Source organism: Pseudomonas benzopyrenica (genome assembly GCF_036884265.1).
In the GTDB taxonomy this organism is placed as follows: Bacteria; Pseudomonadota; Gammaproteobacteria; order Pseudomonadales; family Pseudomonadaceae; genus Chryseomonas; species Chryseomonas benzopyrenica.
This window is the reverse complement of the sequence record NZ_CP145723.1, coordinates 350,267-371,919: the sequence shown is the minus strand read 5'-3', so window position 1 is coordinate 371,919 and position 21,653 is coordinate 350,267. Positions and strand designations below refer to the sequence as shown.

At 62.7% G+C, this 21,653-nt stretch carries 17 protein-coding genes, 1 tRNA gene and 1 pseudogene; 5 read left to right on the top strand and 14 right to left on the bottom strand.

Going from position 1 to position 21,653, the window contains the following annotated elements; genetic code table 11:
- Positions 1–100 precede the first annotated feature (100 nt).
- The 3 genes and pseudogenes from V6W80_RS01785 (at position 101) to V6W80_RS01775 (ending at position 2,919) form a co-directional block, all read left to right on the top strand.
- Positions 101–177: transfer RNA gene (locus tag V6W80_RS01785), tRNA-Ile, on the top strand.
- A gap of 151 nt (positions 178–328) precedes the next feature.
- Positions 329–672, top strand: a pseudogene (locus V6W80_RS01780) (nuclease-related domain-containing protein); the annotation flags it as partial.
- 195 nt (positions 673–867) lie between these two features.
- Positions 868–2,919, top strand: a complete 2,052-nt coding sequence (locus V6W80_RS01775; protein ID WP_338545719.1) for a translation initiation factor IF-2 N-terminal domain-containing protein — start codon at positions 868–870, stop codon at positions 2,917–2,919.
- Between the two features lie 259 nt (positions 2,920–3,178).
- On the opposite strand, the gene V6W80_RS01770 is transcribed toward V6W80_RS01775, so the two are convergent.
- From V6W80_RS01770 to V6W80_RS01715, 12 genes are all read right to left on the bottom strand, one after another.
- Positions 3,179–3,760, bottom strand: a complete 582-nt coding sequence (locus V6W80_RS01770; protein ID WP_338545718.1) for a DUF4337 domain-containing protein — start codon at positions 3,758–3,760, stop codon at positions 3,179–3,181.
- Positions 3,761–3,818: 58 nt separating this feature from the next.
- Positions 3,819–5,078 carry an acyltransferase family protein gene (locus V6W80_RS01765; RefSeq protein WP_338545717.1) on the bottom strand — a complete coding sequence of 420 codons (1,260 nt, stop codon included), beginning with the start codon at positions 5,076–5,078 and terminating at the stop codon, positions 3,819–3,821.
- Positions 5,079–5,251: 173 nt separating this feature from the next.
- A complete protein-coding gene (locus V6W80_RS01760; protein ID WP_338545716.1) occupies positions 5,252–6,130 on the bottom strand; it encodes an SMP-30/gluconolactonase/LRE family protein in 879 nt (292 codons plus the stop codon).
- Positions 6,131–6,141: 11 nt separating this feature from the next.
- Positions 6,142–6,960, bottom strand: a complete 819-nt coding sequence (locus tag V6W80_RS01755) for an NAD-dependent epimerase/dehydratase family protein (RefSeq protein WP_338545715.1) — start codon at positions 6,958–6,960, stop codon at positions 6,142–6,144.
- A gap of 96 nt (positions 6,961–7,056) precedes the next feature.
- Complete coding sequence (locus V6W80_RS01750) at positions 7,057–8,253, bottom strand: hybrid sensor histidine kinase/response regulator (RefSeq protein ID WP_160924183.1); 1,197 nt, start codon at positions 8,251–8,253, stop codon at positions 7,057–7,059.
- Positions 8,246–8,833 (bottom strand): chemotaxis protein CheB, encoded by a 588-nt coding sequence (locus V6W80_RS01745; protein ID WP_257704718.1) that lies wholly within the window; start codon positions 8,831–8,833, stop codon positions 8,246–8,248. Before V6W80_RS01745 ends, V6W80_RS01750 begins: the two co-directional genes overlap by 8 nt.
- Before the next feature lies 1 nt (position 8,834).
- Positions 8,835–9,653 carry a CheR family methyltransferase gene (locus V6W80_RS01740; protein WP_017639538.1) on the bottom strand — a complete coding sequence of 273 codons (819 nt, stop codon included), beginning with the start codon at positions 9,651–9,653 and terminating at the stop codon, positions 8,835–8,837.
- A 3-nt stretch (positions 9,654–9,656) separates the two neighbouring features.
- Positions 9,657–13,196, bottom strand: coding sequence for a response regulator (locus tag V6W80_RS01735; RefSeq protein WP_338545714.1), 3,540 nt, complete (start codon positions 13,194–13,196; stop codon positions 9,657–9,659).
- 258 nt (positions 13,197–13,454) lie between these two features.
- Positions 13,455–13,613, bottom strand: coding sequence for a YqaE/Pmp3 family membrane protein (locus V6W80_RS01730; RefSeq protein WP_007159763.1), 159 nt, complete (start codon positions 13,611–13,613; stop codon positions 13,455–13,457).
- Positions 13,614–13,971: 358 nt separating this feature from the next.
- A complete protein-coding gene (locus tag V6W80_RS01725) occupies positions 13,972–15,741 on the bottom strand; it encodes an acyl-CoA dehydrogenase C-terminal domain-containing protein (protein WP_017639540.1) in 1,770 nt (589 codons plus the stop codon).
- Positions 15,742–15,929: 188 nt separating this feature from the next.
- A complete protein-coding gene (locus tag V6W80_RS01720; RefSeq protein ID WP_017639541.1) occupies positions 15,930–17,735 on the bottom strand; it encodes a phenylacyl-CoA dehydrogenase in 1,806 nt (601 codons plus the stop codon).
- A gap of 146 nt (positions 17,736–17,881) precedes the next feature.
- Complete coding sequence (locus V6W80_RS01715) at positions 17,882–18,205, bottom strand: thioredoxin family protein (protein WP_338545713.1); 324 nt, start codon at positions 18,203–18,205, stop codon at positions 17,882–17,884.
- Between the two features lie 164 nt (positions 18,206–18,369).
- On the opposite strand from V6W80_RS01715, the gene V6W80_RS01710 reads away from it, so the two are divergent.
- Positions 18,370–19,704: an MFS transporter gene (locus V6W80_RS01710; protein WP_338545712.1), complete on the top strand. Its 1,335-nt coding sequence runs from the start codon at positions 18,370–18,372 to the stop codon at positions 19,702–19,704.
- A 70-nt stretch (positions 19,705–19,774) separates the two neighbouring features.
- Positions 19,775–20,197, top strand: coding sequence for a DUF1810 domain-containing protein (locus V6W80_RS01705; protein ID WP_338545711.1), 423 nt, complete (start codon positions 19,775–19,777; stop codon positions 20,195–20,197).
- Here the strand turns inward: V6W80_RS01705 and V6W80_RS01700 are convergent.
- On the bottom strand, positions 20,194–20,781 hold the full coding sequence (locus V6W80_RS01700) for a cupin domain-containing protein (protein WP_338545710.1): 588 nt from the start codon (positions 20,779–20,781) through the stop codon (positions 20,194–20,196). The two genes, V6W80_RS01705 and V6W80_RS01700, sit on opposite strands and share 4 nt — an antisense overlap.
- Before the next feature lie 70 nt (positions 20,782–20,851).
- Positions 20,852–21,553 (bottom strand): alpha/beta fold hydrolase, encoded by a 702-nt coding sequence (locus tag V6W80_RS01695; protein ID WP_338545709.1) that lies wholly within the window; start codon positions 21,551–21,553, stop codon positions 20,852–20,854.
- Positions 21,554–21,653: the final 100 nt, after the last annotated feature.

Sequence of the window (21,653 nt, the reverse complement as noted above, 5' to 3'; positions counted from 1 at the left end):
CCAGCGCTGCACCAGAAACCGGAGCCCAGGCTCCGGTTTTTTTATGCCCGACAAGGGTTTGGCGATCCCTCCCCACCCCGGTATACTCTTCCGCGCTATAGGGCCTATAGCTCAGTCGGTTAGAGCAGAGGACTCATAATCCTTTGGTCCACGGTTCGAGTCCGTGTGGGCCCACCAGCTTTCAGGAGCCGCGCGTTGCGCGGCTTTTTCATGCCTGGGATTTGGGCTTTTCCGAAAGTCGGTCGCGAATCCCTACCGAACGGTCCCATACCCCTCCCCTGCCTGCACTAGTCTTACAGTTCGTGTTGTCACCTGCAGGACTTGGGAAATGGACTTCTCCCTTCTGGCGCCCTTCGCGCCGACGCTGTTCTGGCTGCTACCCCTAGCCTTCGCCATCGGCCTGCTCAAGTCACCCTGGGTGAAAGGGTATCTGGGTGAGCTGCTGGTACGCTTTTTTGCCCATTGGCAGCTCGACAAACAGACCTATCGCCGTCTGCACAATGTCACCCTGCCTACGCCGGATGGCACCACCCAGATCGATCATGTCTTTCTGTCGCGCTACGACATCTTCGCGGAAAAAGTGGTTGGATCTTTGACAGTGCACGTCAGGCGCAGTGGACGCAGAAGTTATACAAGAAGAGGTCCAAATTTCAAAATCTACTCCGACATAGTCCTTTGCCTATCAAACTGACGACAAGCATACGAGCCTTATATTATTATGATCAAAAAACCTTTAATTTAGTAAACCCTAAAATCACTAAAATTTTGCAAATGCAGGCTTATAGTATTACACCAGAGCCATCAACTAGAAATCAATCAGAATACATAAATACCTCGATCACCGCCAAAATAAAGCGAGCAAGATAATTGCAAGGAATAACAGTCTCTCAATTAGCACAAGTTGTTAATACACCTGTCGCCAGGTTAATAGAGCAGCTTCGTGCTGCAGGTATCGATAAGCAATCTGAATCAGACATCCTAACGGATGAAGATAAATTAAAACTTCTTAACCACCTAAAAGCATCCAGTCAAGAAACAAGTTACATCGGCAAAAATACCAAAAGACATAAGACAGCTTCAAATAAAACCATAACGGTAGAGGTAAGAAAGAAAAAGACCTTTATTAAACGTATAGATCCGAATGAAAACCCGATTATTATCCAAGAGACAGAGGCACAACAGTCCCTTTCAAATACGGAAATCGCTGCTCCTAAAAAAGAAATTCGATGGTCAAAAATAAAATCGATTGAAGTAAGCAATTTTAAAGCAATAGAAGAAATCGAGTTAGACCTAGCGGATGTAACTATACTAGTAGGGCCTAACGGCTCAGGAAAATCATCTATACTCCAAGCCATACATTGGGCAGCAAGAGCTGCAAGTTACATTGAACCAAAAAAACAATCTGAAGTTGTTTCTTTTGATAGACTAGACTACTCACCCTCAAGCGAACCGCTCCGAACAGCACACAAAAAGGAGCTCTCGTCAGATAGAGGAAGTCAACCCACCTCAGTGGTCTTTAATCACACTGAAGATGACGCTGGGACTATTTCATCTGCGCACGTTAAAATCTGGGCAGCGAGGAACCGAAGTGGTATTTCTGTAAATATTGAAGGGGGAGGAGCAGTAACGCCGTTCAAACAAAGATTAGAATTGATAACGGCATATATTCCTGGACTAGCCGGACTATCTGAGAAAGAAACAATACTGGTCAAGCCGTTACTTCGACGGCAGGCAGCTAGCGGCGACGCAGGAAGCGTGCTTAGAAACATTCTTTACAATATATACAATAAACAGCCCCTAGAAGAAAGCATTGCTCCTGCAATGCAGCGAATATCGCAACTGAACCAATTTGTTCAAATGGTACACCCTGATGTGTGGATTGAAACTGCCTTTGATGAGCGAGAAGATTTTCATATACAGGCGACATTTAAAGACAGCCGAATCGGAGGGGAAAAGTTACCACTAGAAAGCGCTGCAACTGGCGTCCTTCAAGTCATTCAAATATTTTCTTACATAATCTTGTTTCGCCCCAAATTAGTTTTAATCGATGAACCTGATGCACACTTACACCCTGACAAACAGGAACGATTGATTGAGGCATTGGAGTTTGCGGTTGCTGAGTTTGGAGTACAGTCGATACTGACTACGCACAGCCCTCATATAGCCAGGGCGGCATCTTCCAACACTAAGCTGGCTTGGGTAAAAGATGGAAAAATCATAGACCAAGACGATGAGACAGTAAAGATTTTGCTAGGATGGGGAGGTTTGGATAAGAAAATACTTTTTTTTGTTGAAGATGAAGATGCAGCAGCTATTAGAGCCATCCTAAAACAATGGCCCAGCCTGTACAAACAAACCGCGATCTGCCGCTGCTTTGGAATTGAAAACCTACCCCGTAATAAAATGCTAGAAGGCTTTGTTGAGGATAATGATTTTGGAGTTAGCGCTCTAATCCATCGAGATAGAGACTTTATGACTTCAGATGACTGCGAGCGCTGGAGCTCGCGTTATCAGGCAAAACGCGTACACACATGGATCACAGATCATGTAGATGTCGAGGCTTATTTTTGCCAACCAGACTATATTCAGTCCCTGTATGGAATTACTGAAATCGAGGCAAAAGGATGGATTTCAGAAGCGACCCAAAACTGCAACTCTTCGAAGAAGATATTTTATGAAAAGCGCAAACTGATTATTCGCACCTTATACGAGAATGGTGGCGGGGCATGCTCAGACCATCTTTGGAAAAACATCGAAGGAACGGCAGGCGCGGTATTAGGAAAAACGCTGCACAAGGCATTAAAAGCTGTAATTCAAAAAAGAAAAAAGGATGATAAATTATTAGATAGATTTACGATTCCAGCAGGATTTGAAATTGCCACAAGCCTAAAGGAAAAAATTGAGAAAGCACTAAATTAATAAAAACAATAATCTTGAAATAAAAACAGGCATTCATATTTAATCAATAATATTATTACAGAACATTATTGATTAAGCTTAAAGCCCAAATGGAGGAAATATCAAACCCTTGCGAGAACAATACACAACTGAGATTAAATTTGAGCTCGTCATTATTTATCCCACAGCCTGCAATGTAAAAAGCAACTCACAGCCTTTGGGCTCGCATATATCAGGCGATCCTAAATTTAGCCTTGAGCTAGGTTTCAAGGCCTACAGATTACAAATGCAGTAGCGCCACCCCCCCAAACACCACCCCAACCCCCGCCACCCCGTACACCGCCGCCTGCAGCCACCGCCGCCGCGTCAGCAAGGTGATGGCGGCCAGGGAAATGGCGACCTGCATGAGCATGGTGGCCTGGGCCCAGCGGTGGTGGCGGTGGAGTTGGGTTTCGCTCAGGGCTTCGTTGGCGTCGACCTTGGCCTCCAGGGCTTCGGCCTTGATGCGGATCTCGGCCTTTTGCTGGGCATAGCGTTGGCTGTCCTGGGTGAAGCGTTGTGCGGTGTCGGGGTTGGTCGCGAGCGCGGCGCCCAAGTCGGCGAGGTTCTGTTTTTCGCCCTTGGCCTGGTAGTAGCCCCACTGGTTGGCGGCTTCGGTCTTGGCGATGGCTTCTTCGTTCTTGTAGTAGAGCGCCAGGCTCTCGGCGTTGCCGCCCTGATAGGCGCAGAGCGCGCCTAGCGTCGCCAGGATGGCGGTGGTGACGGCGATGCGGCCGGTGAGGCTGTCGCGACGATGTTCGCCGTGGGCGGCGCGTTCCACTTCGTGGTCGTGGGGGCCGTGGACTTCGTATTCGCTGGACAAGGCTCAGCTCCGCTGCGGATTCCTGCGGCGAGGCTAGCTGGGCTGGCTTAAGACCTGCTTAAGACTGGGGCAGCCGCGCCTGCAACCAACGCCTTAGCGGGCCGGCCACCCAGCGCTGCATGGCCAGGCCGAGCAGGACTATGAGCACCAGGTGCAGCGGCAGCATCCAGCCGGGAATGGGGATGGGCAGCGCCAGCACCTCACCGACGTCTTCGGCCAGGTCTTCCAGGCTGTCGCCGGCCAGGTGCATCCAGCCCAGCAGGGTGCGGGTCCAGGGTTCGAGCACGCCGATCAGCGGGGTATGGACGGCGAAGATGCACAGCGAAGCCTCACCGAGGCGCTGGGCCAGGCGGCGCACGCCGGCGCGGCCGGGCTCACCGAAGGTGGCGCAGGCCAGCAGCACGGCGGCCTGGAAGGGCGTGAGCAGGCCATTGTGGACCAGGTAGAACCATCGGCGGCCATCGCCTTCCAGCAGCAGGGCGCCCAGCCACAGGCCGGTCAGGCCGAACAGCAGCAGCGGCAGGCGTAGGCGCTGGGTTGTCTCGGCCACCCAGGGCTCCTGCACGGCGCGATAGAGCAGGATGCCAAGCAGGAACTCCGGCAGGCGGATCAGCGGATTGCGGTGGATGACGCCCACGGTGACGGTATCGAAGGCCTGGGCCCAGGTGGCCACCAGCGGACCGAGCAGATAGAGCCCCCAGAGCACGACGGCAGCCAGGGCCCAGCGACGCAAGCGCATCAGCCGCGGACCCAGCAGCGGAAACAGCAGGTAGAAGAACAGCAGCGCCGAGATCGACCAGGCGGCACCGTTGAGCCAGAGAAAGCGCGGCTCCCAGGATTGCAGCAGGAGCAGCTGCAGGAGCACATGGGTGGTAGCGGCCAGCCAGGTCAGCGGCAGCATTTCGTCCAGCGCGCCGCCCTCCTCCAGCTGCAGATAGGGATGCTGGTTGTAGTAAACCGGTACCCCGTGTTCCAACCAGGAATCCTGGGACAGCCAGTAGGACAGCCCTAGCGCCACCAGCAGGGTGAGCAGGTGGATGGGATAGAGGTTGCACAGTCGCCGCAGAACGAAGCCGCGGGAGCTGCCCTTGAGCGCGCCCTGGCGATCCAGGCTGACGTGGGCCAGCAGAAAGCCGGAGAGCAGGAAGAAGGTGCTGGTGGCGAAGAAGCCCATGCCGGCCAGGCGGCGGAAGGCATCCGGCAGATCGCTGTAGAGCCCGCCCAGGTGATAGACGACCATGTACAGCGCCATGAGGAATCTCAGCCATTCCAGGCCGTAGTAACGGGCGGTGGGGCGGAGCGCGGGTGAAGGGGTCATGGCGGCGATTTGCGGCGGGTAGGTCTTGATTATAAGCCGCCCGGACTCAACCCCTGCCGCCACTCATGACAAAAGCATGACAACTGGTGTCCTGGGACTATCAGGCGCCGGTCAGCGGGCGAGCCAGGACTCCTCCCGCCAGGAGTCCTGCTGCAGCTGAGTTCGACTGCCGCTCAGCCCGCGAAGGTGGGCTCGGGCAAACCCTGCACCCCGGGATCCAGGGCGAACAGCCCGCCGGCCAGGGGCTGGTCGGCGAGATCCCCGCCCGGGCGGATGGAGGTGACGAACAGGGTGTCCAGGTTGCGCCCGCCAAAGGCGCACATGGCCGGCTTCTTGACCGGCACGGCCAGGGAGCGATCCAGGCGACCGTCCGGGGTGAAGCGATGGATCAGGCCGGCATCGTTGCCGCAGATCCAGTAGCAGCCGTCCACATCCACCGCGGCGCCGTCGGGCCGGCCGGGATGGGCGTTCATGTCGACGAACAGTCGCCGATTGCCTGGCGTGCCCGTGTCGGGATCGTAATCGAAGGCCCAGATCAGCTGACGGCTGGGATGGGAGTCGGACAGGTAGAGGGTGCGGCCATCGGGACTCAGGGCCAGGCCGTTGGGGACGATGAGATCGTCCAGCAGCAATCGGGCACCCTCTCCTGCGGTATGGCTGTAGAGGCGCCCAGCGGTCGCGCCCTGGGCCATGTCCTGCACCATAGTGCCCACCAGGAAACGGCCCTGGCGATCGCAGCGACCGTCGTTGCATCTCATGGCCGGCTGGGCATGGTCGAGGGCGACCAGGCGCTCGCCGCGTAATTGGCCGGAGGCTTCGGTCTGCAGCGCGAAGAGGCCGCTTTCCAGACCGGCGAGCCAGCCACCGCCCTCGCGGGCGGCAATGCAGGCGAGCATCTCCGGTGCGCTCCAGCTGTCCAGGGTACCCGCCGGGGTCCAGCGGTGCAGACGTTTGGCAGGAATATCGACCCAGTAGAGCGCCTGTTCGGCGACGTGCCACACCGGGCACTCGCCGGTGGCGTTGCGGGCATCAACCAGTAGTTCAGCGGTCATGACGGGCACCCTCAGTCGTCGAAGGGGCCGGTGGCGACGAAGGCACCACCCTGGTAGACCATCGACGGATCGTCCGCCGCCGGCATGGGCTGGGCTTCGACCTTGGCGCGGAATTGCTCGGAGTTGTCCTTGGGCTGGAAGCCCAGGTGCGCGGCCAGGCGATTATCCCACCAGCTGTCGCGGTTGTCGGAGGCGCCATAGACGATGGTGTGACCGACGTCCGGGGTGGTCAGGCTGCGCAGGATGAGGTCGGTCAGGTCTTCGTAGCTCAGCCAGGTGGCGAGCATGCGGCGGTTCTGCGCCTCGGGGAAGGAGGAGCCGATGCGGATGCTCACCGTCTCGATGCCATAGCGATCGAAATAGAACGTCGCCAGGTCTTCGCCAAAGGCTTTGGACAGGCCGTAGTAGCTGTCTGGACGTTGGGGCACGCTGGCGTCGATGCGCTGGTCCTGGCGGTAGAAGCCGATGACATGGTTGGAGCTGGCGAAGACGATGCGCTTCACCCCGTGGCGCCGTGCGGCCTCATAGAGGTTGAAGGTGCCGCGGATGTTGGCTTCGAGGATGGGCTCGAAGGCGTGCTCGGTGGAGATGCCGCCAAAGTGCAGGATGGCATCGACGCCGTCCACCAGGGCATGGACGCCGGCCTTGTCCGCCAGGTCGCAGGTGACCACCTCTTCCGCTGACCCCTGGGCCGCATCCATCGGCGCGATATCGGACAGGCGCAGGATCTCGGCATGGGGCTTGAGCCGCTGGCGCAGCTCCTTGCCCAGGCCGCCGGCGGCGCCGGTGAGCAGGAGTCGATGGAAACGAGACGAGGAAACTTCGGACATGACTGGGCGCCTTCTTATGGAGTTATCTGGCAAGAGGTACGACATCCCACCTCTTTTCACGATTCTCGCGAGCGTCTGGAGTCCTGTCAATGCTACCTAAGCGGACAGGCAGGGCAGCCTTAGCCGGAACGTCGCGCCCTGTCCGGCGATGCTTTCCACGTGCAGGCTGCCGCGGTGCGCCTTGACGATCTGGTCGGCGATATAGAGCCCCAGACCCAGGCCGGCGATGTTCTCGGTACCGCTGGCGCGCTCGAACTGGCGGAAGATCAGCGCCTGATGCTCCACCGGGATGCCGATGCCATGGTCCTTGACGCTGAGTTCCACCTCGGCCCCATCGCTGCGCAGGGAGATTTCCACCGGCCGGCCGGCGCCGTATCTCATGGCGTTGGTCAGCAGGTTGGTGATCACCTGCTCGATGCGGAACTCGTCCCAGAAGCCGGGCGCCGGGCCTTCGGCGTGCAGCTCCACCGGACAGCCGGCGGCGGCGAATTGCGAGGCGAAGCTGTCCACCACGGTGTTGACCAGGGCGGCGAGATCGCACTGCGTGGGACGGATGGACAGCTTGCCGGTGCGGATGCGTGAGATGTCGAGCATGTCGTCGATCAGGTGCACCAGACGCTGGATCTGCCGCTCGTCGCGCTCGGCCATGCCCGCCAGCTTGTCGGGGGTGAAGGCTTCCAGTTTGCCCTTGTCCAGGTACATACGGCGCAGCTGGGCTTCGAGCATCAGGGTGTTGAGCGGGGTCTTGAGTTCATGGGAAACCATGGACATGAAGTCGTCCCGGGTACGCACCGCCTGCTGCAGCTCCACCTGGGTCTGGCGCAGCTCGGCCAGCAGGATCTCCTGCTCCTGGCGACTCTGTTCCAGGGCCACCAGTTGCTCGGCCAGGCGCTTGCGGTGCCAGTAGAGGTCGACGAAGACCCGGGTCTTGCTCTTGACCGCATGGACGTCGAGGGGCTTGTGCAGGAAGTCCACCGCACCGCTCTCGTAGCCCTTGAAGGCATAGTTGAGATCGCGACCGGCGGCGCTGACGAAGACGATGGGAATGTGCCGGGTCTTTTCCAGGCCGCGCATCATTTCCGCCAGTTCGAAGCCGTTCATGCCCGGCATCTGCACATCGAGGATCGCCAGGGCGAATTCGTGCATCAGCAGGAGCTCCAACGCGGCTTCGGCGGAGGTGGCCTGGAAGATCTCCAGCGCCTCGCTGCGCAGCAGGGCTTCCAGTGCCAGGAGATTCTCCGGCAGGTCGTCTACGAGCAGGATCTTCGCCTGTTCGACGGGTACATCAGCCATGGTCGCGTTCCAGCTCGGTGAGCAATAGATGGATGCCCGGCACATCCAGCACGAAATCCGGGTGGAATCTCTTCAACGCCGCCTCGGGCATGGTCGGCACCTCGGCCGATTGCGGCGACTGGACGACGGTCACCGCGCCGTTCTGAGCCAGGGCATGCAGGCCGCTGGCGCCGTCGTGGTTGGCACCGGTGAGCAGGACGCCGCAGACCTGCTCGCCCAGGGCATCGGCCGCGCTTTCGAACAAGACATCGATGGACGGCCGGGAAAACTGCACCGGCTCATCGCGTGACAGCGACAGGGTGAAGTCGTCCTCCACCAGCAGGTGATAACCCGGCGGCGCGAAATACAGGGTGCCCGGCAGTATAGCGTCCTTGTCCTCGGCTTCACGCACCTGCAGGGCGAGCCGCGCCTGGAACAGCTCGGCCAGGCGCGAATTGCGGTCGTCCGGCAGGTGCAGCACCACCGCCAGCGGCAGGCGAAAACTGGCCGGCAGGGGCGAGAGCAGACGCAGCAGCACCTGCAGCCCGCCGGCCGAGGCTCCGATGACGATGAGGCGCAAGGGTTTGCGGGGCGGGAACATGCTAGAGCCTGCGGAACAGCCGTTCCTGCTTCACCACCGGCTCGAAGTGACCGGCATAGGCGGAGAAGTCCAGCGACTCCTTGCTGCCCAGGCCGAGAAAGCCGCGATGACTCAGGGACTCGTGAAACAGGCCGAGCGCCCGATTCTGCAGATTCTTGTTGAAGTAGATGAGCACGTTGCGGCAGGACACCAGCTGGGTCTCGGAAAAGACGCTGTCGGTGGCCAGGCTGTGGTCGGCGAAGGTCACGTTGGCGATCAGCGACTTGTCGAACAGGGCGCCGTCGTAGGCCGCGGTGTAATAGTCGGAAAAGGCGCGGGTACCGCCGGCCTTCTGGTAGCTGGCGGTGTAGGCGCGCATCCGCTCCAGCGGAAAGATGCCCTGGCGAGCCTTTTCCATGGAGCGCGGATTGATGTCGGTGGCATAGAAGAGCGTGCGGTCGAGCAGCCCCTCTTCCTGGAACAGGATGGCCATGGAGAAGACTTCCTCGCCGGTGCTGCAGCCGGCGATCCACACCTTGAGCGAGGGATAGGTACGCAGCACCGGCACCACCTGCTGACGCAGGGCGAGGAAGTAGCCCGGGTCGCGAAACATCTCGCTCACCGGGATGGTGATGAACTGCAGCAGCTCGGCGAACAGCGCCGGATCGCGCAGGACCCGCTCCTGCAGCGTTGAGATGCTCGGGCAGTCGAAGCGCGTCAGCGCCTGCAGCACCCGCCGCTTGAGCGAGGCCTTGGAGTAATTGCGGAAGTCGTGGCTGTATCTCAGGAAGATGCCTTCCAGCAGCAACCTCAGCTCGATGTCCTGCAGCCGTTCGCTCATGACCTACAGGCGCTCCAGCGACGGCATCCAGACGCGGATCAGCGAGAACAGCCGGTCCAGGTCGATGGGCTTGGCCAGGTAGTCGCTGGCGCCGGCGGCGAGGCAGCGCTCCTGGTCGTCCTTCATGGCCTTGGCGGTGATGGCGATGATCGGCAGCTTCTTCATGTGCGGCCGCTTGCGGATCTCGCGCATGGCTTCGTAGCCGTCCATCATCGGCATCATGATGTCCATCAGCACCAGGTCGATGGTGTCGCTGTTGTCGAGTTTCTCCAGCGCTTCCAGGCCGTTGCGGGCGATCTCCACCTTGGCGCCCTTCTGCTCCAGGGCGCTGGTGAGGGCGAAGATGTTGCGCACGTCGTCGTCCACCAGCAGCAGGGTGCGGCCGTCGAAGGCCTTCTCGCGGCTGCGAGCGCTTTCCAGCATGCGCTGGCGATCGAGCGGCATGTCGGCCTCGATCTTGTGCAGGAACAGGGTCACCTCGTCCAGCAGCCGCTCCGGCGAGCGCGCGCCCTTGATGATGATGGAGCGCGAATACTTGAGCAGCGCCGCTTCTTCATCGCGGGTCAGGCTGCGACCGGTGTAAACGATCACTGGCGGGAAGGAGCAGATGTCTTCGCTGGCCATGCGTTCGAGCAATTCGCCGCCCTCCATGTCGGGCAGCTTGAGGTCGATGACCATGCAGTCGTAGACCTCGTCGCGCAGCAGCTCCAGGGCCTGGCTGCCCATCTCCACCGCGGTGATCTCCACGTCCACGTCGCCGATCAGCTTGGCGATGCTGTCGCGCTGGAGGGCATCGTCCTCCACCAGCAGCACCCGCTTGATGCCGGCGGCGAACTTGGCTTCCAAGCGGGTGAAGGCCTCGCGCAATTCGTCGCGGGTGGTGGGCTTGATGGCGTAGCCGACCGCGCCCATGTGCATGGCGGTCTCGATGCGATCCGAGGCCGAGACCACGTGCACCGGGATGTGGCGGGTCAGCGGATTTTCCTTGAGCCGCTCCAGCACCGTGAGACCGGAATGATCCGGCAGGCCCATGTCGAGCAGGATGGCGTCGGGGCGGTATTCCAGCGCCGCGGCGAAGCCTTCCTCGGCGCGGTGGGCGACCAGGCAGCTGTACTTCAGTTCGTGGGCGAGATCGAAGAGGATCTGCGCGAAGGGCACCTCGTCTTCGATCACCAGCACTCGGCGATCCGGATAGGGCCAGCTGTCGCGGTCGTCGGCGAAGGCGGCGCCCACGGGTGCCGCGGCCTCGGTGACCGGCGGCGGCGCGGCCGGACGCGGGGTGGCGGCCAGGGTCGCCAGCGGCGCGGGCGTTGTGGCGGCCGGCGTGGCGGCTTGGGCTGGAGCCATGATCGGTGTCACCGGCAGGCTGGGCGCGGCGGCTTCCTGGTACTCCAGCGGCAGGCGCAGGGTGAAGGTGCTGCCCTCGCCCGGCTGGCTGGTGACGCTCAGGGTGCCTCCCAGCAGTAGCGCCAGGTCGCGGGAGATCGACAGTCCTAGGCCGGTGCCGCCGTAGCGACGGGTGATGGCGCCATCCGCCTGGCGGAAGGCCTCGAAGATCAGCTCCTGCTGCTCAACGGCGATGCCGATGCCGGTATCGCTCACCGCGAAGCTGGGCTGGCCGTCCTCCAGGGACAGGCGCAGGCTGACCTGGCCGTGTTCGGTGAACTTGAAGGCGTTGGACAGCAGGTTCTTGAGGATCTGCTCGACCCGCTGGCGATCGCTGAAGAAGGCTGGCGGCATCCGCTCGTCCAGCTCCACCACGAAGGCGACGCCCTTGTTCTGGGCCACCGGCTCGAAGGCGGTCTTCAGGGCTTCCACCAGGCGGCGCACGGACATCTGTTCCGGACGGATCTCCAGCATGCCGGCCTCGACCTTGGAGATATCGAGGATGTCGTTGATCAAGGTGAGCAGGTCGTTGCCTGCCGAATAGATGGACTCGGCATAGCGCACCTGCTCGGTGCTCAGGTTGCCGGCGGGGTTGTCCGCTAGCAGCTTGGACAGGATCAGCGAGCTGTTCAGCGGCGTACGCAATTCATGGGACATGTTCGCCAGGAATTCGGACTTGTACTGGCTGGCCCGCTCCAGCTCGCGTGCCCGGTCTTCCAGCAATTGCTGGGCTTCGTTGAGGCGATTGTTGCGGTCGTCCAGCACGTCGCGCTGCTGCAGGAGCTCCTGGGCCTGTTCGGAGAGCTGCTCGTTGGTCTGCTCCAGTTCGGCCTGCTGCTGTTCCAGATGGACCTGGGATTCCTTCAGTGCCTGGGACTGCTCTTCCAGCTCTTCGTTGGCGGTGCGCAGCTCTTCCTGCTGCACCTGCAGTTCTTCGTTGAGCTGCTGGGTTTCCGCCAGCACCTGCTGCAGGCGCTGGCGATAGCGCGCGGCTTCCACCGAGGAGCCGATGGAATCGGCGATCAGGGTCAGTAGTTCTTCGTCCTGCGGACGCAGGGCACGCAGGAAACCCAGTTCCACCACGCCATTCACCCGGCCATCGTTCTCGATGGGTACGATGAGCGCCGCGCTGGCCTGTCGTTCACCCAGCGCCGAGTTGACCTTGAGGTAGTCGACGGGCAGCTGGTCGAGCGCCATGGGGCGACCGTCCAGGACGGCCTGACCGGCCAGGCCCTCGCCCGGTGCCAGGCGCTGGCGACGGCGGCGCCCCTCGTCGTCCAGGGCATAGTCGGCGACGCGCTCCAGGCTGCCATCGTCGAGACGCACATAGAGCGCGCCGGCCGCGGCGCCCAGATAGCGCGCCAGGAATTGCAGGATGCTCTGGCCCAGCGGCGCCAGCGACGCCTGGCCGATGACCGCTTCCGACAGCTGATTCTGGCCGGAGCGGAACCAGCTCTGCCGCTCCAGGTTGTCGGTGTGCTCGGCCTGCTGATCGAGCAGCCGGGTATAGGTCGCGGAGAGCCGCATGAGTTCCCGGCGACCAAAGAAGGCCATGATGCCCGACAACAGCAGGCTGACGATGAGGAAGGCGGCGACGAAGATCACCGTCATGCGGCTGGCCGTCTCGGTGCGCTCGGCGCGCATCTGCTCTTCGTAGGCGATGAAGTCGGTGTAGTCGCGCCGGATGCTGTCGATGCGATTCTTGCCCTGACCATCGCTCAGCGGTGTCTGGAAATCCCCCCCAATGCGGCGCGCCTCGATCACCTGGCTGGCGTATTGGCGCCACTCGCGGTGCACCGCCTCGATCCGCTCCAGTCGGCGAATCTGCACGGCACTGTCGCTGACCAGATTCTTCAGCTCATCGAGTTGCGGCTCGACATTGGGCAGGGCGCGCTCATAAGGCTGCAGAAAGCTGGTATTGCCGCTCAGCAGATAGCCGCGCATCCCGGTTTCCAGATCGACCACCAGGCGGAAGTTGGCGTTGGCCTCGCTGATGACGCGGTCGGTGTGCTCGACCCACTGGGTAACTTTCAGTAGGTAATAGATGATGGCGATGAAGAAGATCGCGCTGAAGACACCGATACTCAGGGGCAGGGAAAGATTGCGCTTGAGGATCTGGCTGAAGTGCTTCTGATCGAGGGGCGACTCGCGATTCATGGGGTCTGAAAGCCTTGTACAGGACGAAACGGTCGGCGGCGGCTAGGCCTCTGTCAGCGGGATTGCCGTCATCCGCCGAGACACGACCGAAGACCGATCGGAACCCTGCCACGCCTTGGCAGGGTTCTTTCGAAAAGCCTGCAGAACACGCGCTGGCCGGACGTGGACACCAGCGGCGCTGGCGTCGTCGCCTCCGTTGCAGCGGGCTCGCAGCTCAACTGATCGATCGAGACACGCAACGCGCGTCCGCGCCTCTGGTCAGCGACGGGCAATCACCCAGACGGCATGGATGATACCCGGAATGTAACCCAGCAGCGTCAACAGGATGTTCAGCCAGAAGGCACCGCCGAAGCCAACCTGCAGGAAGACGCCCACGGGAGGGAGGATGATGGCAAAGATAAGGCGGATGAGGTCCATTTCAGGCTCCAGTAGTGGGTGGGCAAGAAGATGCCTCTAAGACTGGTACGCCCGAATCAGGTTCCGGCAGGCAATAAAAAACCCCGCCGAAGCGGGGTTTCGCAGACTTAACCCGACATCCTTGTCGGGCCGCCAATCCTTGGCCATCTATCCCTGTAAGTCTCTGCCCGACATCCTTGCCGGGGGGCCATCCTGGCCACATTTCCTTGAAATCATCTGGAGCGCTGGGTACATCCTGTACCGCGATCCGATGGGTGTAGATTACGCAGCTCCCATGGACTAGGCGATGGCTTATCGCGGCGACGTCATGTAAGCCAAAGCTTACACCGCATGGCTTTTCACCTTGCCGGTCAATCGCTTAGAAGGCCTCCTCAGCCAGGGCGTAGAGCGGCTGGGCGCCACTGCGCACGGCGGCGGCCAAGCTCAGGGTGCGCGGCAGCAGGCGGGCGAAATAGAAGCGTGCAGTGGCCAGCTTGGCTTCGGCGAAGCTGGCTTCCTGATCCGCAGCAGCCGCCGCCGCCCGTGCCCAGAGATAGGCATAGGCGACATAGCCGAACAGATGCAGGTAATCCACCGAGGCGGCGCCGAGCTCATGAGGGTCGGTGGTACCCGCCTGCAGCAGCCACTCGGTCGCGCCATCCAGTTGATCCAGGGCCTGGCGCAGGGGCGCGGCGAATTCGTTGTCCGCCGGCAGGCTGGCGAGATAGCCGTGGACCTCTTCGCTGAAGGGCCGGTAGAGGGCGCCACGACTGCCGGCCAGCTTGCGGCCGACCAGGTCGAGGGCCTGGATGCCATTGGTGCCTTCGTAGATCTGGGTGATGCGCACGTCACGCACCAGTTGCTCCTGGCCCCATTCACGGATGTAGCCATGGCCGCCGAACACCTGCTGACCCGCGACACAGAGTTCCAGGCCGAGATCGGTGAGGAAGCCCTTGGCGACCGGGGTCAACAGCGCCACCAGGGCTTCGGCGCGTTCGCGCTCGACGGGCTCGGGGCTGTACTTGGCGGTGTCGAGTTGCAGGGCGACATAGCTGGAGAACAGCCGGCCGCCTTCGTTCAGGGCCTTCATGGTCAGCAGCATGCGGCGCACGTCAGGGTGAACGATGATGGGATCGGCGTTCTTGGCGGCCTGCTGGATACCGGCAGGCGAGCGGCTCTGCAGGCGCTCGCGGGCATAGGCCAGGGCATTCTGGTAGGAGCGCTCGCTCGACCCCAGGCCCTGGATGCCAACGCCCAGGCGCTCGTAGTTCATCATGGTGAACATGGCGGCCAGGCCCTTGTTGACCTCGCCCACCAGATAACCCACCGCGCCGTCGAAGTTCATCACGCAGGTGGCAGCACCCTTGATGCCCATCTTGTGTTCCAAGGAGCCACAGGCCACGGCGTTGCGCGCGCCCAGGGCACCCGCCTCGTCCACCAGGATCTTGGGCACCAGGAACAGCGAGATGCCCCGCGAGCCGGCCGGAGCATCGGGCAGCTTGGCCAGCACCAGGTGGATGATGTTCTCGGTGAGGTCGTGCTCGCCGGCGGTGATGAAGATCTTGGTGCCGGTGACCCGGTAACTGCCGTCGGCCTGGGGCTCAGCGCGGGTGCGGATCAAACCCAGGTCGGTACCGGCATGGGGCTCGGTCAGGCACATGGAGCCGGCCCACTGGCCGCTGTAGAGGTTGGGCAGATAGGCCTGCTTCAGTTCTGCGCTGCCATGGGCGTGCAGGGCCAGGCAGGCACCGGCGCTGAGCATCGGATAGAGACCGAAGGCCAGGCAGCTGGCGTGCATCATTTCCTCGACCTGGGCGGTGAGCACCTTGGGCATGCCCATGCCGCCGTATTCGGGATCGCCACCGACCCCGACCCAGCCACCTTCGGCAAAGGCCTGGTAGGCCTGGCGGAAACCCTGGGGGGTGGTCACCTCGCCGTCTTTCCAGTGGCAGCCTTCTTCATCGGAATTACGATTGAGCGGCGCCAGTTCCTGGGCGCACAGCTTGCCGGCTTCTTCGAGGATGGCATCGGCGGTCTCGCCATCCACCACCTCGGCCAGGGCGGGCCACTGACTCCAGCGGTCCTTGACCTTGAGGACGGCATCCAGCACGAAACGGATATCGCGAAGCGGCGGGGTGTAGTCGGCCATGTCGAGTCTCCTCGGAAAGTATTCTTGTCGGTATGACCCGAGTGTAAGACCGAACCGGAAGGGAGACATAGGTTCATGATCTGACCTGACGGTCAGCCGATCGGAGGTCCGCGCCGGCTGGCTTTTTTCGCATGCGTGAAAAAGCGAAAACCCCGCCGGAGCGGGGTTTTCAGAGGAGCTTCGTGCTCTTAGTAACCGAGCGCGAAGTCTTCCTCGGCCAGGGCCATCAGGCTGCCGGCACCGGCCAGCAGCGCCTCGGCATGGGCCCGGGTACGGGGCAGCAGGCGCTCGTAGTAGAAGCGCGCGGTGGCCAGCTTGGCCTGGTAGAAGGCGGCCTCGTCGGTACCGGCGGCCAGCTTCTCGGCGGCGACCCGGGCCATGTCGGCCCAGAAGTAGGCCAGGCAGACATAGCCGGAGTACATCAGGTAGTCGACGGCGGCGGCACCCACCTCCTCGCGATCCTTCATGGCGGCCATGCCGACCTTGAGGGTGATCTCGCCCCACTCCTTGTTCAGCTTGGCCAGCGGCTCGACGAAGGCCTTGAGGTCGGCATTCTCGGCCTGAGCCTGGCAGAACTTGTGCACCACCTTGGTGAAGGCCTTGAGCGACTCACCCTGGGTCATCAGCACCTTGCGACCCAGCAGGTCGATGGCTTGGATGCCGGTGGTGCCCTCGTAGAGCATGGCGATGCGCGCATCGCGCAGGTTCTGCTCCATGCCCCACTCGGCGATATAGCCGTGGCCGCCATAGATCTGCACGCCATGGCTCGCCGCCTCGAAGCCGACCTCGGTCATGAAGGCCTTGGCGATGGGGGTGAGGAAGGCCATCTGGGTCTCGGCCTGCTGCTTCTGCTCTTCGTCCTGGCTGTACTTGAGGATGTCCACCAGCTTGGCGGTGTAGTAGATCATCGCCCGGCTGCCTTCGGCGAAGGCCTTGATGGTCAGCAGCATGCGGCGCACGTCGGGGTGCACGATGATCGGATCGGCGGGCTTCTCGGGCGCCTTGGGACCGGTCAGGGATCTCATCTGCAGACGCTCGCGGGCGTACTTCAGACCACCCTGGAAGGCTACCTCGGCATGGGCCAGACCCTGCAGAGCGGTACCAACGCGAGCGAAGTTCATGAAGGTGAACATGCAGTTCAGGCCACGGTTCGGCGGGCCGATCAGGAAACCGGTGGCGCCGTCGAAGTTCATCACGCAGGTGGCGTTGCCGTGGATGCCCATCTTGTGTTCGAGGGAACCGCAGTGCACGGCATTGCGCTCGCCGGCCGCGCCGCTGGCGTCGGGCAGGCGCTTGGGCACGATGAACAGCGAGATGCCCTTGGTGCCGGCGGGGGCGTCGGGCAGGCGGGCCAGCACGATGTGGACGATGTTCTCGGCCATGTCGTGTTCACCGGCGGAGATGAAGATCTTGGTGCCGGTGATGGCGTAGCTGCCGTCCGCGCGCGGCTCGGCCTTGGTGCGCAGCATGCCCAGGTCGGAACCGCAGTGGGGTTCGGTCAGGCACATGGTGCCGGTCCATTCGCCGGTCACCAGCTTTTCCAGGTAGGTGTGCTTCTGCTCGTCGGTGCCGTGCTGCTCCAGGGTGTTCATGGCGCCGTGGGACAGGCCGGGGTACATGCCCCAGGACCAGTTGGCCTGGCCGACCATTTCCGACAGGGAGATGCCGAGGGACTCGGGCAGGCCCTGGCCACCGTGGGCCGGGTTGTGCGCCAGGCTCGGCCAGCCGCCCTCGACGAACTGGGCATAGGCTTCCTTGAAGCCATCGGGGGTCTTCACGCCCTCTTCGCTCCAGGTGCAGCCCTGCTGGTCGCCGATGCGATTGAGCGGCGCCAGGACCTGTTCGCAGAACTTGGCGCCCTCTTCGAGGATGGCGGAAACCATGTCGGGGGTGGCATCGCCGCAACCTGGCAGGCTCTGGTAGTGCGCGTCATAGCCCAGGAGTTCGTCGCGAACGAAGCGGATGTCCCGCAGGGGGGCTTTGTAATCGGGCATGACTGTTACCTCTTTGCGAATGCTTGTTGTCGAGGGTGGCGGCAGTGTCGCTGCGGACCCGCCGCCAGGGCGTTTAAACAGTCGTTTGAAACTAATGTTCCAGCCCCGGCCTTGTCAAGCGCGGCGAGGACGAGCGGAACGACCGGTCAGTCCGCCAGGGCCAGGGCTTCGCGCAGTTCTGCCGCCCCGTTCGGGCGTACCAGCCGCGCCAGCTCCTGGCCTTCCTTGAAGACGATCAAGGTCGGCCAGAGCTTGACGCGGAAAGAGCGCCCCAGACGGCGCCCGGAGCCATCCTCGATCTTGAGATGGCGCACGGTGGGATGCTCTGCCAGGGCCGTGGCAAGCAGCGGCTGGGCGGCGCGACAGTGGCCGCACCAGGGTACGCCGAATTCCAGCAGGGTCACCCCGGGCAGGGCATCGACGTCGGCGCGGGCGGGTTCCCGCTCCGCATAGGTGGTGGTCATGGGCATGGCTGGGCTCCTGAAGTCGGTTCCAACGGTGGACAAGTCGCTGGCGGGACTGCTCGATCACGGGAAAAGGACTAGGGTCGATCCTGCGGTACGCCCCGACTTCATGACAATAAAACCAGGCGCTTCATTTCTGCCTCCGTCTCCTCCCTTTCCTGAGGCCCGCCATGAGCCAGACAGCGACCCCCGTTTCACCCGCCACCCTGCGCAAGGTCATCTCCGCCGCGTCCATCGGCAACTTCGTCGAATGGTTCGATTTCGCCCTCTACGGCTTTCTCGCCACTCTGCTCGCGGCGCACTTCTTTCCCAGTGGGGATGCCACTGCCGGCCTGCTCAAGACCTTTGCCGTCTTTGCCGTGGCCTTCGCCTTTCGCCCATTGGGCGGCATCGTCTTCGGCCTGCTGGGCGACCGCATCGGCCGCAAGCGTACCCTGGCGCTGACCATCCTGATCATGGCCGGCGCCACCGCCCTGATCGGCATCCTGCCCAGCTACGCCACCATCGGCATCTGGGCACCGATCCTGCTGACGCTGATCCGTTGCGCCCAGGGCTTTTCCGCCGGGGGCGAATACGCCGGCGCCTGCGCCTACGTGATGGAGCATTCGCCGCGCGATCGTCGCGGACGCTATGGCAGCTTCGTGCCGGTCTCGACCTTTCTCGCCTTCGCCAGCGCCGCCCTGACCGCCTGGGGCCTGGAGCGGCTGCTGGGCGCTGCGGTCATGGCCGACTGGGGCTGGCGCATCCCTTTCCTGGCCGCCGCGCCGCTGGGTCTGATCGGTCTCTACCTGCGCCTGAAGCTGGACGAGACGCCGGCCTTCCAGGCGCTGGAAGCCGACCATGAGGTCAGCCATTCGCCGCTGGGCGAGACGCTCAGGCTGCAGGGTTGCTCGATCCTGCGCCTCGGTGCCTTCATCTCGCTGACGGCGCTGTCCTTCTATATGTTCACCACCTACTTCTCCACCTACCTGCAACTGGCAGGCGGCTTCGACCGGGCCGCAGCCCTGGCCATCAGCCTGATCACCCTGTTCGCCGCCGCGGCCGCCTGTCCGGTGCTGGGGCGCGTCACCGATCGCATCGGGCGGCGCATGACCACGGTGCTGGCCAGCCTGGTGCTGGCGGTAGGCGTCTATCCGGCGCTGCTGCTGGCCAGCAGCGGCCAGTTCGGCAGTGCCCTGCTGGGCTCGCTACTGCTGGGCGCCGGGGCGGTGCTGTGCAACGTAGTGACCGCGCCGCTGCTCAGCGAGGTCTTTCCGACCCGCACCCGCTACACCGCGGGCGCCATCACCTACAACCTGGCCTACACCATCTTCGGCGGCACCGCGCCACTGATGGCGACCTGGCTGATCGGCGCCACCGGCAGCAATCTCTCGCCGGCGCTCTACCTGATCCTGATCGCCCTGCTCGGCCTGATCGGCGGCCTGAGTCTGCCCGAGACCTCGCGCATCGATCTGGACGAGGCCGGCGACGGCGCTGAGGCTCGCTACCAGACGATCCGCAGCTAGACCGCTCGTCCCTTGGCCGGCACTTCCTCCGGGCTGACCTGCCGATAGGCAAAAGGCCCGGAGTTTTGCCATGCCCGCCGCTCACGATCTGCAACGCTTCCTCGACGCCCAGGCCGACACCTATGCCACCGCCCTGGCGGAGATCCGCGCCGGGCGCAAGCGCAGTCACTGGATGTGGTTCATCTTTCCGCAGATCCAGGGGCTGGGGCGTAGCGAGACCGCCCAGCACTACGCCATCGCTTCCCGCGACGAGGCCAGTGCCTATCTGGCGCATCCACTGCTGGGGCCGCGTCTGCGGGAGATCACCGCGGCGGCACTGGAACATCCTGAGCTGTCCGCCACGGCGCTGTTCGGGCAGCCGGACGATCTCAAGTTTCACTCCTGCCTGACCCTCTTCGCCGCCGTGGCTGAAGACCCCGAGCCCTTTCGCCAGGCGCTGAAGACCTTTTTCGCCGGTCAGCCAGACGAAGCCACCCTGACGCGACTCTGTTAGCGCCACAGCGTGGGCAGCGCGCCCTCGCGCCCGCTCACCGGGTCGCTCGTAGGCAAGGGCACCTGGGCGATCAGTTCGACCGAACGCCCATGGGCGGCCGGATCGGCGCGTTGGGTGATGAAGTCCTGTTGATCGGGCGGATAGGCGCCCACCACCAGGAAGTCCGCACTGGACTCCAGATTGCGGTGCCCGGTACCCGCCGGCAGTACCACCACATCACCCGCGGTCACCGCCACGTCCTGCCCCTGCTCGCCGCCAAGACGCAGCCGCGCCTGGCCGCGCGCCACACCCAGGGCCTCATGGGCATTGGGGTGATAGTGATGGTAGTCGTAGACGCCATAGCGCCACTGCGGCGGCCAGGCGTTGTCGGCGAACAGTCGCTCCAGCGCCGCCGCGCGGTTGGTTCCTTCCAAAGGAATCTGGCGATAGAGGAGCACGGGCAGGCGGCTGTTGGGGATGACGCCGTCATCGGCGAAGTACAGGTGCTCGGGCTGACCGGTCCCCACCGGCGCGGCCAGGGCCACGGCAGTGGGGGCGAGGCCCAGCACCAGGGAAAGGACGGACAGCGGTGGACGACGCGACATACGGAACTCCCTCAAGGCTTTGCCAATGGAGGCCCGCCTGCCGCCCGGGTTCAGCGCCCGCGACAAGGGGTCAGGCCAGCCATTCCCGCAGCAGCGCCGTGGTCCGCTCCGGCAGTTCCAGCGGCGGCAGGTGGCCGCAGTTGTCCAGTACCACCAGCCGCGAGTCCTGGATACCGGCGTGCATCAGCTCGGCTTCGGCCGGCGGGGTGAGCTGGTCTTGGGCGCCGACCACGATCAGGGTCGGTATGCGGATCTGCGCCAAGGTGGGCCGCGAGTCGGGGCGGTCGATGATGGACTGCTGCTGACGCAGAAAGGCTTCCTTGCCCACCGCCTTGCCCATGGCCAGCACGGTGTCAGCGACCGGCGTGCCCAGGCGCGAGGCGTGGATCAGGCGCGGCAGCAGTTGCGGACTGATGCCGAGAAAGCGCCCGCGCTCGGCCAGGTCGAGCATGGCGCGGCGCTGGGCGGCGCGCTCGGGGGCATCCGGGCTGGCCATGGTGTCGAACAGCGCCAGCCGCACCACCCGCTCCGGCGCCTGGCGCAGAATCTCGAAGGCCACATAGCCGCCCATGGACAGGGCGCCCAGGGCGAAGCGCGGCGGCGCCTCGGCCAGCACCCGGCGCGCCAGGGCGACGATACCCAGATCGCGGGTGAGATCGGGGATAAGCACCGGGCAGGTATCGGCCAGGTCGGCGGCCTGTATGGCCCAGAGACGCTGGTCACAGAGCAGGCCGGGAAGCAGGATCAGGGGTAGCGCGTCGGTAGCTGTCATCACTAGGAACTTGAGAGACACTGCGGAAAACGCGCAGTGTAGCGCGGATCACCAGCGAACCCGGCGGGCTTCGCGGGTTCCAAGGGACATTGCCAAGGAT